Below are 15,892 nucleotides of genomic sequence, written 5' to 3'. Positions count from 1 at the left end.
GATGCGCCGAGCAGCCGCGGCGGACAAACCAAACAAAGCGACACCAGCAGCACTACCCCCAGCAACACAGCGCCAGACGTAAACATAGCGAAAGGCACCCACAACTACGCCGACGCACCGGCGGCCAAACCCAAACAGAACGTCGACCCGCGCGTAATCGCCACTACCGATACCAGCAACCCGGCCGCAAACAACACCGTAAAAAATCTGGCCAGCAACTCAGCCCCAGACGTAAACGTACCGACAAGTACCCGCAACTCCGCCGACGCACCGGCGGCACAAACCAAACAGAACGTCGACCCGCGCGTAGTCGCCAATACCGATATCAACAACCCGGCCGCAAACAACACCGTAAAAAATCTGGCCAGCAACTCAGCCCCAGAGGTAAACGTACCGACAAGTACCCGCAACTCCGCCGACGCTCCGGTGGCACAAACCAAACAGAACGTCGACCCGCGCGTAGTCACCAATACCGATACCAACAACCCGGCCGCAAACAACACCGTAAAAAATCTGGCCAGCAACTCAGCCCCAGACGTAAACGTACCGACAAGTACCCGCAACTCCGCCGACGCACCGGCGGCACAAACCAAACAGAACTTCGACCAGCGCGTGATCGTCAACACCGATACCAGTGATCCGGCGGTCAACAAGGCCGTGCAAAACCTGGCCAACAAACACCCGGACAACAGTGTGGTCATCGCGCCAAACGCTGACGGCAGCCACACCATTGTGCAAGGCACGCTGGCCAATGGCGGCAGCACCAAGGTTGAAGTGGTGGGGCACGGTAAAAACCAAGCGGTGGGTGGTTTGGACAGCAAGCAAATCACCGACGTGGTGAAAAACCTCGCCAGCGACGGCAAAACCCAGGTCGACAAAGTGGCGCTGGTGGGCTGCGGCACCGCGTGCGCCAAAGACGGCAATAGCCTGGTCACCGACGTAAGCAACCTGCTGGCCCAACAAGGTGCAACCACCGAGGTGAAGGGCTATGAAACGGGCGTAAAGGTCAATGAGCAAGGCCGAAAAACGCCCGCAGCAGATGGCGACAGGGACGCGTTGGGAAAAACCGATGCAACTCCGGCAGATGCTACAAATGTCGACATGGCTTCAAACAGAAACGTTGTTGAGCAAAATCTGATTTGGAAAATGCAGGAGCGGGGCCATATCAGCTATGAAACGGCCGATTTTCTGAGTCACCTCAAGAATAAAGCGGCAGCCCAGTTAGAAAGCGGCCCGGTTTTTCTCGGAGAAGATCATTACAATCCTAACGCTCACTTGGTTACGGCACAGTTAATTGGTGAGAACGCGGTTAAACGTCTACTACTGGAATTTCCTCCGCTTGCGGCGCTAGATACGTTTGGTAAGTTGACACGCTTTGATTCGAGTTTTAAAGAAAAAGGCTACTCGTCGGCGGATGATTATTTAAGCCGCGTACCTGCAAGCGATGCCGGTAGTGTGTTGCATCGGCAGGTTCATGATGCGGTTATGGGTCTGCAAGTAGGCGACTACAATCCAATGCCGGATCTTATGCCCACGCCTATAATCTCTATCGCAATGCAGTCCGGTGTAAATGTTGATCTTATTGATAGTAAGAACTCACTGGAAGATTCAAAAAAAGGCAGTTTAAGTGAGCGTAATAATGCCATGGCTAACCAAATCAAAAGCGACCCGAAATACAGCGCGCCTGGGGTACTTGCCATATTTGGTTTTGCTCATGTGAGTACGCTTTTTGGTGATACCGCCCAAGTACTGCCTGCGATGCAGCAACTCGTACAGCTACCTCAAGAGCGTGTGATGCAGACAAACCCGCTATTTAAGGACTTCCAGACGGGCGAGCTAGGTTACCCCTGGCGTGACGTCGCAGGGACGCGCGACACTCCCATAATGTCCGACGGACACCCCTATAAAGCTAAAGTGGTAAATGGCCAGCCTGCCCTTATTGACGGCCAGCCTGTCTACACTGTTCCGGCAATAGCTAGGCGCGTGATAATTAATGCTGTCGGTGATAAAGCAGCGGCTGAGTTACAACGTGCGGTCAGCAAAAATCCACAGGGCACCACTGTTTTCGATGTTCAGAAAAACGGTAGTATAACGTATGTCTCAGGTGGCGGCGGCTTTTACGATCATACAACGGACCATGAAGTCAAGGCTTATATTTTATCGGATTCTGGCCCCGCACAAATAAGCAATCGTTCGCTGCTGATGCGCGCTCGAAGTAAGATGGAGCCCGTCAAGTTTGAATTTATCACCAAGTCAATTTCACTAAACGACCAAGGGCAGGTTGTTAAAGTCAGATCGTCTGACGCGTCGAATAAGGACGGCGTGACTCAGCATGTTGTCTTAAATACCGAGCCCAATAATATTGCAGCTAAAAATGCCGTGCGAAACCTGAGAAACAAGCACGAAAACGGAATCGTCTTCAACTCCGATGGCGCTGGTGGCTATGAGCTCCAGGGGGGGTATCTCATTCCACAAGGCACAATAAAGTTGGATGTAGTTGGGCATGGTATTACCGACGAAAACGGAACGCGCCTTGGCGGTTTTACCGCCTCTCAGATCAGCGATCTGGCGCTGAAAATTGCGGCTGACAACGACATCGAAATTAAGAAGTTGAACTTGGTAGGCTGCGGCACAACATGCCCGCAAGCGGGTGCGATGGATAAGCAGGTTAATAAGCAGCTGCTTGAAGGCGGTAGCAATACCACCGTAAAAGGCTACCCCACAGCCATTGTCGTTGACGCCAATGGGCATAAATACCCCGTACCAGACGGTACGCCCAATGCATTGGGTAAAGACGATCCGCTGCAACCAGACACCTTCAAGCAAAACGAACGACTTTCATCTGACGGTACGCAAATCCAAGTTGAGCCAACAAATCCCAAGCGCCGATGGCTGACGCAGGCGTTGGCCGAACAGCAGCTAACCGAAACGGTTACCCAGCCACCCCTGGCGCGAAATCTCGAGCAGGGCTCCATCGCAGGTGAGGTACAGCAACTGGCGCGCCCACGGAAGCAGGTTGTAGACCCCGAGTGGAAAGGGGCGTTGTGGGATTGGGCGCAAACGGCACCTGATCGTAGCAATTCTCAAGCCGCTAGAGCTTATTTGGTTGATAAGGGAATTAGGGCGCCTGATAGCCTCGCTGACAGCTTGAGAAGTCCAGCGTTTTGGATGAAAGGCAAGGTACGCGACGCCGCCGATAGCTACCTGAATATGTCCATGTCGGAGCGCGCTGCCACTTCGATGAGAAAGGTTGCCAAGCTTCATGAGGTTAGCTATGCGACGCTGTCAGAGACGCTCTCAAGGTATAAAACCGAGCAGGTACAGAATAAAAGCCAAGTTGCACTCAGCGAGGTGCTTGGTCCTGTCAGTTCGACAAGTGGCCTGCATGGAGCGGCTTTCCATGACCGCACCACAAGAGCGCAGGATATTAACGATGTTAGAAAGGCCTCGGACAATTCACCTGTTGATGTCGGCAAGGCGATTGATAATGTTGCCCCACCGATGATTCGCCGCGATGGGGATGAGCATACCCGTCAAGCCAGTGTGGTGACGAGTGAGCCGAACTATCCTCCTACTGTGCGTGCAACTCAAACCTCGACCTTGCGTGAAGCGCCAGCAAGTGAATGGAAATCGATGTTATGGGAGTGGGGGAATACGGCACCTGATCGTAAAAATATTAGCGCTGCCAGAGCTCATTTGGTTAAAGAGGGTATTCAGGCGCCTCGTCAACTGGCTGGTTTGTTGAAAAGTCCGGCGTTTTGGCAGAAAGGCAAGGTACGCAATGCTGCTAATAGTTACCTGAATATGTCCACGTCGGAGCGCGCTGCCACTTCGATGAGCAAGGTCGCCAAGCTTCATGGGGTTAGCCTGGCGACGCTGTCAACGGTGCTCTCAAAGTATAAATTCGAGCAGGGAAAGAATAAAAGCCAAGTTGCACTCAGCGAGGTGCCTGTTGATGTCGGCAGAGCGATTGATAGTGTTGCTCCGCCAGTGATTCGTCGCGATAGGGATGAGCGTACCGGTCAAGCCAGTGTGGCGACGAGTGAACCGAACTATCCCCGTACTGAGCCTGCAACTCAACCCTCGCGCTTGCCTAAAGCGCCAGAAAGTGAATGGAGATCGGAGTTATGGGAGTGGGCGAAGACGGCACCTGATCGTAACGATGACAGGGCTGCCAGAGCTCATTTGGTGAGCGCTGGAGTTAGGTTCCACTCGAAAATAGCCATTAATATGAGACGTCCGTCATTTTGGGAGGGAGCCAAGCTTCTTAATGCTGTCGATAAGTACCTGAAAATGCCTGAGTTCGAGCGCGCGGCCACTTCGTATCTTGAGTTTGCCCGGCTTCATGATGTTAGTGATAAGGCGATGTTAAAGGGGATTAACAAAAAACTGGATGAGCAAAGGAAAAATGAAGGCCAATTTGCACCTGGCGTCGTATCGGGTTCTGAGCGCTCGATAAAGGGTCAGGCTGGATCGGCTTTGCGTGACCAAACCACAAGTGCGCAGGGTGTTGGCGATGTGGGCAAGGCTCAGGACAGCTCACTTGTCGATGTCGACATGACAGTTGATATTAATGCTCCGCCAATTATTCGCCTCGATAGGGATGAGCATGCCCGTCAAGCCAGCGTGGCGAGGAGTGAGCCAAACTATCCTCGCACTGAGCCTGCAACTCAACCCTCGCCCTTGCCTAAAGAGTCAGGACCTGAATGGAGATCGGAGTTATGGGAGTGGGCGAAGACGGCACCTGATCGTAACGATGTTAGGGCTGCCAGAGCTCATTTGGTGAGCACTGGAGTTAAGTTCCACTCGAGTATATCCGCTGAAATGAGACGTCCGTCATTTTGGGAGGGAGCCAAGGTCCTTAATGCTGTCGATAAGTATCTGAAAATGTCTGTGCCCGAGCGTGCGGCTATTTCGTATCATGAGTTTGCCCGACTTCATGATGTTACTTATAGCGCGCTAATAAGGGGGCTTGCCAAAAAACTGCCTAAGCAAAAGCCAAGCGAAGGCCAATTTGCACCTGGCGTCGTGTCGGGTTCTGAGCGCTCGATAGAAGGTCAGGCTGAATCAGCTTTGCATGACCAAACTACAAGCGGGAAGAGTGTTGGCGATGTGGGCAAGGCTCAGGACAACTCGCTTGTCGATGTCGACATGACAGTTGATATTAATGCTCCGCCAATTATTCGCCTCGACTTAGACGAAGAAGACTCTGTGTCCGGCGTGGCGACGAATGCCCCGGACTTTTTCCTGCCCTGGATTAAACCGGAACCCTCAACCTCGCCTGAACCAGCGAGCGAGCGGCCTACAACGCCAATAATGATGGACGCTCCGGTTAAAGAAGAAGTGCCGGTTATTCGCCATGCCATCGACAACCGCGTTCCGGTGTTACAAGGCGCGAACGGTGAAGACATATTGCTGGCGGCATTGCAGCCCCCACAACTCAGTAAGCGCACTGACAATCTGTTTGAGCTGATTGACCGGCAAAAAATTACCGGCGGTTTTGATTTCTCAACAACGATCGCGGACACGTTGAGCAGCCAAGGCGTACCGCCAGCCCAGCAGCGATTGGCCATCAAGCGGGCCAAGTTAGACATGACTGAACAGGCGCAGGCGCTGTTGAAAATGTCGGGTGAACAGCGGGCCGCTTATCTGGAGTCCTGGCTGGCGGTAGACGAGGTGCCCGGAAAGGGGCGTGGGGTAATGGCTGCGCGCGATATTCCAGCTTTTCAGGTGCTCAGCCCCTATGCGGGTAAATTGGTCGTCGGCGAAGCTGCCATGGCGGCGGAGCAGTTGAAAATCGGCAAACAGAATTTCAGTGCATACGCTTTTGGCACCAAGTCTGATAACGCTTTGGTCAGTGCGTTCGGCGACGGCATTGGCAATATTTCCAGCCTGATTAACGAGGGCGATCAAGCGGCAGATAACAATGTCAGCGTTATTCGCCTTGGCACCAAGATTGTGTTTTTTGTCGCCAAGCAACCGATCAAGGCCGGTGAGCAATTGTTGTATGACTACGGCGGCACTTACGATCGCAGCGGTTGGCCCAGCCACCCGGTCGAACTGACCAGTTCCGATAGCTCGGATGAAAGTGCCACGGAGTCCGACCAGGACAGTCGGCGAGTGGCTCGGTCTGCACAGACCCTGGCCGCAAGCCGGGATCAGCGCGATGAGGCGCCATCGCCCAAACGCGCCAGACTCAGCGACGAGGGACGTGCGATTGAACAACCCATGGACGTGGATACCGAGCAGTCTGGGCGGTTGCCTGACACATCGCCCGCTCCCCAACCTTCGACGTCGTTTGAGACCAAGGGGCTTCCCCGGCTATAGACGGGCCTATGCAAGCCTCGCCAGGCCAGGCATGTGATATTGGCCCCGCTCCGTTGCTCGCGCCTTGCCTGGGGCGAGCAACGGAGAAGGGGCGACTGGTTTTTTGTGCGCTTATCGAAACGTGCTAGTCACGACTCCAGGCTCGATCACCTTGGCATCAATGGTCTTTTCACTGCCGAGGTTTTTAACCCGAATCACATCGCCCAACTGCCCATTGGCCAACGCCTCTCCAACGGCCCGTGCCTGAATCCCATCCTGTGTCGCTCGAATTTCCACCTGCTGGCCACGCTTGACCAGCACAGCGCCAGTCAGCAACGCCGGGCTCAGCATCTGCCCCTCGCGCACCCGCCGCTTGGCACTCAACCCCACTACCTGCTCCACCTGGTTGAAATACCCCCGCGAGGCTTTGGCGATATTCACCGGCTGCAGTTGCACATCTGCGGCCGTAATGCCTTGCCCGCGCTCCAGTACCACAGCAGCAAACACCACCGGCACAAAAACCGTCGCCTGGCTGCTGGCGTTCACTCTCCAGCCCGCTGCATCAGCACAGTTCACGACAAACCGCTGTCGTGCCAAGGGCGATGGATCTTCCCCCGTACGCTTGACAGAAAGCGGCTGCGCACAAACCTGCGCCGGTAACGCACCAGGCAATTCGTGCTGCAACTGCACCTGCGGTTTCTGCCAGCCTTGCTGCTTGGCAACGGGCGCAATCAGTTGCTGCATCTGCTGCGCAAGGGCCTGTTCGATCTGTTGCCGAACACCCTCGTCGGCATGCCCGACCGCGCCTAACCCTAGCAGGAGGAAAAGAGCGGAAAGGGCCTTTCCGCCTGCTCGCAAATAGCGACGCGAAAGCGGAAGTTCAGCGCCTTTCCGGTTTTCGAATTTTTTTGAATTATTCAATTAAATCAGCCAGATACGTATGTTTTGTCAGCCCGGCACGCTTCGTGCTCTAGCCCTGTCAGCAAATGATGCAACGAGGGTTGGGCAAATGAGTATACGGGTTGATGAAGCACTGGGCGTTCACGTACGTGCCCTCGATTTACGCATGCAGCGTAGCGAAATTCTCGCGGCCAACCTGGCCAACGAAGACACGCCGGGCTTCAAGGCGCGCGATATCGATTTCGCCGGCGAAATGTCGCGCCTGAACACCTCGTTCAGTTCGCAACTCAGCGCCAGCACCCTCTCGGCCAGCGAGCTGAAGTACCGCGTACCGACCCAGCCTTCGCAGGATGGCAACTCGGTGGAGCTCAGCGTCGAGCAGGCGGAGTTCTCGCGCAACTCGATGGATTTCCAGACCAGCCTGACCTTTCTCAGCATGAAATTCCGCGGCCTTAAACAAGCCATCGAAGGACGTTAAGCCCATGGCATTCGATTCGATCTACCGCATCGCAGGCTCAGCGATGAATGCGCAAACCGTGCGCCTCAACACCGTGGCCTCGAACCTCGCCAACGCCGATTCGGCGGCCACCAGCGCCGACGATGTGTACCAGGCGCGCAAGCCCATGTTTGCCGCTGTGTATGAAAACGGCGAACTCTCGCGCAACGCCGGCATGGGCGGCGCCCATGTGCAGGTGCTGGATGTGGTGCAGTCCGGGCGCGACCCGCAGCGTCGCTATGAGCCGGGTAACCCGCTGGCGGACCGCGATGGCTATGTGTTCTACCCCGACGTCAATGAGATTGAAGAGATGACCGACATGATGTCGGCCTCGCGCAGTTTCGAAACCAACGTCGAAGTTCTCAACCGTGTGAAAAGCATGCAGCAGGGTCTGCTGAAACTGGGAGATGCCTGATGGCTAGCGTGAGCTCAACCAGCAATACCACGAGTAACAGCAACGACACCGCGCTGCCCAGCGCAGCGGTAAACCTCAACGACGTGTCGGAGCTGCAAAACAATTTCATCAGCCTGATGGTGGCCCAGGTGCAGTACCAGGACCCCACCAATCCGGCGGACAGTTCGCAGTTCATCAACCAGTACTCGGCGCTCTCGCAAGTGCAGAGCCTGGAGAACCTCAACACTATTCAGAAGAACAGCCTGGTGCTGTCCGACAACCTGCAAAACCTCACGGCCGCCGGGCTGGTGGGGCAGCAGGTGATGGTCTCGGCCGACAACGTGCAGCTCGACGGCATCACCCTCAATGGCCAGGCCAAGCTCGAACACGCCTCGTCCACCACCACGCTGCAATTGACCAATGCCAACGGCGTGGTCAAGGAAGTGCAGCTGGGGCCGCAAGAAGCCGGCCTGATGAGTTTCACCCTCGACCCTGAAGCCCTCGGCCTGCCGGCCGGCAAGTACGACGTGGCCATCAAGACCAGCAGCGGCGAGATCCCCAAGGTGGAAATCGGCGGCGTGGTCAGCAATGTGCGGGTCAGCAGTGAAGGCCCGGTGCTGGAGGTTGAAGGCATTGGTTCGGTGCCGTTCTACAACATCGTCGAGTTTGGCGCCGGCACCCGCTCGGCCTGATTCCTTTCCTTATCCAGACAAGGTGACCTTTTATGAGCTTTAACATTGCCCTGACCGGCCTCAACGCCGTAACCGACCAACTCGACACCGTCAGCAACAACATCGCCAACGTTGGCACCGTCGGCTTTAAATCCTCGCGCACCGAGTTCGGCAGCGTGTATGCCGACAGCCAGGCCATGGGCGTGGAAGTGCTCGGCAATACCCAGAGCATCAGCCTTGGCGGCTCGTTGACCTCCACCAGCCGCAGCCTCGACCTGGCGATTTCCGGCGGTGGTTTTTTCGTGGTGAAAAGCACCACCGGCGAGCAGCAGTACACCCGCGCCGGGGTGTTTGGCACCGACACCTCCAACTACGTGGTCAACAGTTCCGGCCAGCGTCTGCAGGGCTACCCCACCGATGCCGACGGCAACCTGCTCAACGGCACCATCAGCGACCTGCAATTGAAAACCGGCAGCCTGCCGGCCAAGGCCACCGACAGCCTGAGTTTTGTCGCCAACCTGGATGCCGATGAAACGGTTCCGGCTGGGGCCTTCGATGTTACCGATGCCGCCACGTACAACTCCACCTACACCACCAAGGTGTTCGACTCCCAGGGCAAAGAACACACCCTGACCCAGTACTTTGTGAAGACTGCCGACAACGCCTGGACCAGCCACAACTACGTGGATGGCACGGCCTCCGGCAACACCAACATGACCTTCGACGCGGCCGGCATGCTCACCGCGCCAACCGCTCCGGTGACCGTCAATGCCGCGGGCCTGGCCGGCGGCGTCGACCCCCTGGCCATTGCCGTGGACTTCACCGGCACCACCCAGTACGGCTCGGACTTCGCTGTTACCACCAACAAGGCCAGTGGCTACGCCTCCGGCGAGAAGACCGGCATTGCGGTGGATGAGGGCGGCAAGATCTACGTCAACTACAGCAACGGCGAACGCCTGCTGCAGGGCCAGGTGGTGCTGGCCAACTTCGCCAATGCCGAGGGCCTGAAAAACGTCAGCGGCACCGCGTGGACCGAAACCAGCAACTCCGGTGCGGCGCTGATTGGTGCACCGGGCGTGGGCCAGTTTGGTTCGGTGATTACCGGCGCGCTGGAAGGCTCCAACGTCGACCTCACTGCACAACTGGTCACCCTGATGGAAGGCCAGCGCAACTACCAGGCCAACACCAAGGTGCTGACTACCGACAAAGAACTCAATCAAGTGCTGTTCAGCGCCATCTGAGGTTGAACCATGGACCGTTTGGGCTACACCGCGATGACCGCTGCCAGCCGCACCATGAGTGCGCTGGGCGTGCGCGCCAACAACCTGGCCAACGTGAATACGCCAGGCTTTCGTGCCGACATGGAGCGCGCCGAAACCGTGGACGTGCAGGGCTATGGCTACGACAGCCGCCACCTGGCCTTGCCGCAGAACAGCGGCGTGAACATGACCGCCGGCACCATGGCCGCCACCGGCCGTGACCTGGATTTTGCCATTCGCGGCGAGGGCATGATTGCCCTGCAAGACGGCAACGGCGAAGCCTATACGCGGCAGGGCAACATGCTGGTGGACGAGCAAGGGCGCCTGACCATCAACGGTCGCCAGGTGTTGGGCGAGGGCGGGCCGATTGTGCTGCCGGAGTACGACAGCGTGGCCATCGGCAACGACGGTACGGTGTCGATCATGCCCCGCGGCGACTTTGTGATGGCCGAGGTAGACCGCATCAAGCTGGTGGACGCGCCAGCGGCCGACCTGGTGAAAAACCAGGCGGGGTTGCTGGTACGCAAGGACGGCCAGCCGGCCGAGCCCCGTGACGATGTGCGGCTGGTTAGCGGCCACCTGGAAACCAGCAACGTCTCGGCCATCGACCAACTGACCGCGACCATGAGCCTGAACCGCCTGTTTGAAACCCAGGTAAAGATGATGAAAGCCGCCGAGGACTTGTCCGAGGCCGGTACCCGCTTGATTCGCGGCTAAACCAGTCGGTAATTGGAGACATTGATGAGCACAGCACTGTGGGTCAGTAAAACCGGCCTCGCCGCGCAGGACACTGCCCTGTCGGCCGTGGCCAACAACCTGGCGAACGTAAACACCACCGGCTTCAAAAGCGACCGCGTGGTGTTCGAAGACCTCTTCTATTCCATCGACCTGCAGCCCGGCGCGCAGGCCGATGCGGTCAACACCGTGCCGTCCGGTATCCAACTGGGCAGCGGTGTACGCGTGGCCGGCACGCAAAAGGTGTTTACCGAAGGCAGCATGCAAACCACCGGGCAGCCGATGGACCTGGCCATTGTCGGCCGTGGTTTTCTGCAGGTGGAGTCGCCCAATGGCGACACCTATTACACCGAGAACGGCCAGTTGCAGCTCAATGCCGAAGGCATGATCGTCAACTCCCAGGGCCTGCCGCTGGTACCGGCCATTGAAGTGCCGGCCGGCAGCAGCAGCTTCACCGTGGGCAGCGATGGCACCGTCACCGCCATTCTGGCGGGCGACACCGCGCCCAGTGAGCTGGGGCAAATCACCCTGGTGAACTTTATCAACCCGGCCGGCCTCGAGGCCCTGGGCGGCAACCTGTACAAGGAAACCGTCGCCAGTGGCGAGCCGGTGGAAGGGGTGCCGGGTGAAGAAGGCCTGGGCACCCTCAAGCAGGGTGTGCTGGAAGGCTCCAACGTGCAGGTGGTGGAAGCGATGGTGAACATGATCGCCATCCAGCGTGCCTATGAGGCCAACGCCAAGGTGCTGGACGCCGCCTCCGGCATGCAGCAATTCCTTAACCAGACCGTCTGACCGCCATGAAAACCACCTTGATGATGTGTGCCGTGGCGCTGCTCAGCGGCTGCGCCAGCTTCAACGAAATGCTCCCCGACGAAGACTCCAGCGCCTACCAGCCGCTGGACCTGGACTACAGCCTGCCGCCCACCACCGGCGGCGGCTTGTTCCGCACCGGCTACGGCGGTGCGCTGACCCAGGACCAGCGTGCGGTGCGCATTGGCGACATCCTCACGGTGGTGCTCGAAGAGGTGACCCAGTCGAGCAAAAGTGCCGGCACCAGCTTTGGCAAGGAAGCCGGTCTGGCCGTCGGGGTGCCCACCGTGCTGGGCCACACCTACGAGAAACTGGAAAGCTCGGCCAGCGCCTCGCGTGACTTCGATGGCTCGGCCAAAAGCTCGCAACAGAACTCCCTGCGCGGCTCAATTGCCGTGACCGTACACCGCGTGTTGCCCAACGGCACCTTGCTGGTCAAAGGCGAGAAAAACCTGCGCCTGAACCAGGGCGAAGAATTTATTCGCCTGACCGGCCTGGTGCGGGTGGATGACATCAACCGTTTCAACCAGGTGTCGTCGCAGAACATCGCCAACGCCAACATCTCCTACGCCGGCCGTGGCCTGCTCAATGACAGCAACTCCGCCGGCTGGCTGACGCGCTTCTTTACTTCGCCCATCTTCCCGCTGTGAGGCTGCCTGCCATGCGCTTGCCGCATCTGTTGTTAATCGTGGCGCTGCTGGGCGCCGGCCGTACTGCGCTGGCGGTGCCGTTGTTGGATTTGGTGGATGTCGAAGGTATTCGCGGCAACCAGTTGATTGGCTATGGGCTGGTGGTTGGCCTGGACGGCACCGGGGATAAAAACCAGGTGAAGTTCACCAGCCAGTCGGTGGCCAACATGATCAAGCAGTTCGGCATAAATCTGCCGGCCAACGTCGATCCGAAACTGAAAAACGTTGCCGCCGTGACCGTGACTGCCAGCGTGCCGCCGTCCTACAGCCCGGGGCAAACGGTAGACATCACCGTGGCCTCGCTGGGCGATGCGAAAAGCCTGCGCGGCGGCCAGTTGCTGATGACGCCCCTGCGCGGCGTGGACGGCGAGACCTATGCCTTGGCGCAAGGCAGCCTTGTAGTCGGCGGCCTCAACGCCACCGGCCAGAGCGGTTCCAGTGTGGCGATCAACAGCGCCAACGGCGGCCGTGTGCCCAATGGTGCAACCATCGAACGGATGATCCCAAGCGACTTCACCGCGCGCCCGGACATCATGCTCAACCTGCGCACCCCCAGCTTTCAGACGGCGGCGAAAATCGTCACCGCCCTGGGCCGTGTGTTTGGCCCGGGCGTGGCCAATGCCCTGGACGGCACCAAGATCAGCCTGCGTGCGCCGGCGGCCGGCAACCAGCGCACCAGCTTTATGGCGCTGCTGGAGACGGTGGAAGTGGAAGAGGGCCGCGAGCGACCAAAGGTGGTGTTCAACAGCCGCACTGGCACCGTGGTGGTGGGGCAGGGCGTGCGGGTAAAAGCCGCCGCCGTGGCCCATGGCACGCTGACCGTGACCATCAGCGAGAACCCGCAAGTCAGCCAGCCCAATGCGTTCTCGCAAGGGCAAACCGCCGTGACGCCGCAATCTGATGTGGCGGTAACCCAGGATAAAAACGCCATGTTCAAGTGGCCCGAAGGCGCCAGCCTGGAAAGCATCATCAATACCGTCAACAGCCTGGGCGCAACCCCGGACGACGTGATGAGCATCCTGCAAGCCCTGGAACAGGCCGGCGCCCTGAATGCCGAACTGATCGTGATCTGACCGTGAGCGCCGTGTGACATGAGCATTGTTTCCCTCCCCACCGCCATCAATAACGCGCGCACGGTCAACGCCCCCGGCAATGACCCGCGCCAGCAGTTGCAGGCGGCCAGCGAGCAGTTCGAAGCGCTGTTTTTGCAGCAGATCCTCAAGCAGATGCGCAAAGCCGGTGATGTGTTGTCGGCCGGCAACCCCATGCGCAGTCGCGAGCTGGACACCATGCGCGACTTCTACGACGAAGCCATGGCCGAGCACCTGGCCACCAGCAAGCAGACCGGCATCAGCGACATGCTGGTCAAGCAGCTGGCCGGCAGCGTCACCCCGCAGATGACCCTCACCGCTGCCCAGCAGGCAGCGCGCTCGGCAGACTTGCCACGCACTCACATCGTGCCTCAGCAGCCGCTGGCCAGTACCTGGGAGCGCGGCGTGGCGGCGGTCAACCAGCTGTGGCAGCGCGGTAGCAGCGCCGTCGGCAGCCTGGTGGACAGCCTGATCGCCCATGAGTCGGCGGGCGACATTGCCGCGGTATCGTCCAAAGGCGCCCGCGGCCTGATGCAACTGATGCCCGGCACCGCCCGCGATATGGCCGCCAAGCTCGGTCTGGATTTCAGCGAAGAACGCCTGTCCCAGGACGGCGAGTACAACAAGACGCTCGGCGTGGCGTATCTGAACGACATGCTCGAACGCTACGACGGTCACCAGGCCCTGGCCGTGGCCGCCTATAACGCCGGCCCCGGCAAGGTGGATGAGTGGCTGGAAAAAAATGGCGACCCACGCACCGGCCAGATCGGCACTGAGGCCTGGGTGCAGCGCATTCCCTATGAAGAAACCCGCAACTACACCCGCAGCATTCTGCAAGACCTGCAACAGCAGCGCCTGCGTGGTGAAGCCACGGCGCCGCGACACAGCCAGCCGGTGCGCGCCAGCCTTGATGAGCGCCTGCAAGCCGGTGAATTGCTCGGCATGGCCGCCAGCCGTACGCCGAACTTGAGCGACACACCGAACAACCGTACCGATGCATTTAAGCCCGCCGCCGAACCGGTCGCCTTTCCTTTGAGCGTGGCGGATTTACCCAGCCAGCGGCCGTTGCATCAATCGCTGTCTGCGGCCTTTGCCCAGTCGATCAGAACTGAATTGCCCGTCTTTAAAGCATCAAAAGGAAACCTGTCGTGACCAATTTGACCCAGATCGCCTACAGCGGTGTGCGCGCTTCGCAGATCGGCCTGTCGGTTACCGGGCAGAACACCGCCAACGTCAATACCCCGGGTTTCAGCCGCCTGAATGCGGTGATGAGCTCGGTGTCCGGGCACGGCAGCCTCAGTGGTGGCGGGGTGGATGTGACGAGCATTCGGCGCATTTCCGACGACTTTCTCAATCAGCAGCTGTGGCGCGCCAACACCTCGCAGAACTACTACAGCACCTCGCAGCAATACCTGACCTCGCTGGAAGGGTTGATGTCGGGCGATGGGTCGAGCATCAGTGTGGGTCTGGACAACTTCTTTGCCGCCGTCAGTGAAGCCAGCGCCACGCCTGATTCCGTAGCCCTTCGCCAACAGATCATCGCCGAGGCCGGCAACCTGGCGCAGCGCTTCAATACCCTGGGTGGCAATTTTCACACCCAGCTGACGTCGTTGCAGGAGCAGCGCGGTTCGATGGTCACCGAGATCAACGGCCTGACCAGCAACATCGCCTTGCTGAACAAAAAGATCATTGCCGCCGAAGCCGGCGGGGCCGATTCCAATACCCTCAAAGACCAGCGCGAAAGCCTGATCACCGAACTCAGCCAGTACGCCAGCGTGCGCACCAATACCGCCGCCGATGGCTCGCTCTCCGTGTCGCTGGCCAACGGTCAGCCGCTGGTGGCCAGCACCTCGGCCGCGCAGCTCAGCGTCAGCCTGACGCCCACGGGTGAGCAGGAGATTGGGCTGGCTTTTGCCGGCACCACTTTCTCGCTCAGCCAGGACAACCTTGGCGGCTCGCTCGGCGCGTTGTACGACACCGAATACCAGGTGCTGCGCCCGAACCAGGACGCCCTGAGTGATATGGCCGAGCAGTTTTCGCAGATGGTCAACGACACCCTCGGCGCCGGTTTCGACCTCAATGGCAATGCCGGCCAGGCGCTGCTGGTGTTCACCCCGGGCAGCAGCTCCAACATGCTGAGCCTGAGCGGCATCAAGGCCGCCGACCTGGCCCTGTCCGACAGCGCCGGCGAAACCGGCAACAACGGCGCGCTGCTGGCGTTGCTGGAACTGCGTAACCAGACCATTACCGTCAACGGCAACCAGGTGAGCGTCAACGATGCCTATGCCGGGCTGATCGGTGATATCGCCAGCGTCAGCCGGCAGAACGCGGCCGACCTCACCACCGCTAAAACCGTTACCAGCCAGGCGCAAACCCAGCGTGACAGCGTGAGTGCGGTGAACCTGGATGAAGAAGCGGTAAACCTGATGAGTTACCAGCAGGCCTACCAGGCCAATATGAAGGTCATAAGCACCGCGAAGGATTTGTTCGAGACGATGTTGGCCGCGTTCTGATACGAAACGGCTAGGTAGGGCGAATATC

13 protein-coding genes are annotated in these 15,892 nt (G+C 58.7%); 12 read left to right on the top strand and 1 reads right to left on the bottom strand.

Annotation, left to right across the window (positions count from 1 at the left end; genetic code table 11):
• Nucleotides 1–426: 426 nt before the first annotated feature.
• Nucleotides 427–6,327: a C80 family cysteine peptidase gene (locus PKE98_RS16675; RefSeq protein ID WP_271196449.1), complete on the top strand. Its 5,901-nt coding sequence runs from the start codon at nt 427–429 to the stop codon at nt 6,325–6,327.
• Nucleotides 6,328–6,438: 111 nt separating this feature from the next.
• Here the strand turns inward: PKE98_RS16675 and flgA are convergent, their stop codons facing one another.
• A complete protein-coding gene (gene flgA / locus PKE98_RS16670; protein ID WP_271196448.1) occupies nt 6,439–6,882 on the bottom strand; it encodes a flagellar basal body P-ring formation chaperone FlgA in 444 nt (147 codons plus the stop codon).
• Nucleotides 6,883–6,981: 99 nt separating this feature from the next.
• On the opposite strand from flgA, the gene PKE98_RS16665 reads away from it, so the two are divergent.
• The 11 genes from PKE98_RS16665 (at nt 6,982) to flgK (ending at nt 15,864) form a co-directional block, all read left to right on the top strand.
• On the top strand, nt 6,982–7,116 hold the full coding sequence (locus PKE98_RS16665) for a hypothetical protein (protein ID WP_271196447.1): 135 nt from the start codon (nt 6,982–6,984) through the stop codon (nt 7,114–7,116).
• A gap of 199 nt (nt 7,117–7,315) precedes the next feature.
• Nucleotides 7,316–7,684, top strand: coding sequence for a flagellar basal body rod protein FlgB (flgB, locus tag PKE98_RS16660; protein WP_271196446.1), 369 nt, complete (start codon nt 7,316–7,318; stop codon nt 7,682–7,684).
• 4 nt (nt 7,685–7,688) lie between these two features.
• Complete coding sequence (gene flgC / locus PKE98_RS16655) at nt 7,689–8,117, top strand: flagellar basal body rod protein FlgC (RefSeq protein WP_271196445.1); 429 nt, start codon at nt 7,689–7,691, stop codon at nt 8,115–8,117.
• Nucleotides 8,117–8,788 carry a flagellar hook capping FlgD N-terminal domain-containing protein gene (locus PKE98_RS16650; protein ID WP_271196444.1) on the top strand — a complete coding sequence of 224 codons (672 nt, stop codon included), beginning with the start codon at nt 8,117–8,119 and terminating at the stop codon, nt 8,786–8,788. The genes flgC and PKE98_RS16650 overlap by 1 nt, the downstream gene beginning before the upstream one ends.
• 32 nt (nt 8,789–8,820) lie before the next feature.
• Nucleotides 8,821–10,008, top strand: coding sequence for a flagellar hook protein FlgE (flgE, locus tag PKE98_RS16645; RefSeq protein WP_271196443.1), 1,188 nt, complete (start codon nt 8,821–8,823; stop codon nt 10,006–10,008).
• A 9-nt stretch (nt 10,009–10,017) separates the two neighbouring features.
• Nucleotides 10,018–10,743 carry a flagellar basal body rod protein FlgF gene (locus tag PKE98_RS16640; protein ID WP_271196442.1) on the top strand — a complete coding sequence of 242 codons (726 nt, stop codon included), beginning with the start codon at nt 10,018–10,020 and terminating at the stop codon, nt 10,741–10,743.
• A gap of 24 nt (nt 10,744–10,767) precedes the next feature.
• The gene (gene flgG / locus PKE98_RS16635) at nt 10,768–11,553 is read left to right on the top strand and encodes a flagellar basal-body rod protein FlgG (protein ID WP_271196441.1); all 786 of its coding nucleotides are present in this window, start codon (nt 10,768–10,770) and stop codon (nt 11,551–11,553) included.
• A gap of 5 nt (nt 11,554–11,558) precedes the next feature.
• Nucleotides 11,559–12,221: a flagellar basal body L-ring protein FlgH gene (flgH, locus tag PKE98_RS16630; protein ID WP_271196440.1), complete on the top strand. Its 663-nt coding sequence runs from the start codon at nt 11,559–11,561 to the stop codon at nt 12,219–12,221.
• Nucleotides 12,222–12,232: 11 nt separating this feature from the next.
• Entirely contained in the window at nt 12,233–13,333 is a 1,101-nt protein-coding gene (locus PKE98_RS16625; protein WP_271196439.1) for a flagellar basal body P-ring protein FlgI, read from the top strand.
• Nucleotides 13,334–13,351: 18 nt separating this feature from the next.
• Nucleotides 13,352–14,503, top strand: coding sequence for a lytic transglycosylase domain-containing protein (locus PKE98_RS16620; protein ID WP_271196438.1), 1,152 nt, complete (start codon nt 13,352–13,354; stop codon nt 14,501–14,503).
• The gene (gene flgK / locus PKE98_RS16615; protein WP_271196437.1) at nt 14,500–15,864 is read left to right on the top strand and encodes a flagellar hook-associated protein FlgK; all 1,365 of its coding nucleotides are present in this window, start codon (nt 14,500–14,502) and stop codon (nt 15,862–15,864) included. The genes PKE98_RS16620 and flgK overlap by 4 nt, the downstream gene beginning before the upstream one ends.
• Nucleotides 15,865–15,892 lie beyond the last annotated feature (28 nt).

The sequence above is a fragment of the Pseudomonas turukhanskensis genome (assembly GCF_027922365.1).
Lineage (GTDB): Bacteria > Pseudomonadota > Gammaproteobacteria > Pseudomonadales > Pseudomonadaceae > Aquipseudomonas > Aquipseudomonas turukhanskensis.
Note: the sequence above shows the minus strand (reverse complement) of the source record. Positions and strands in the feature narration are given on the sequence as shown.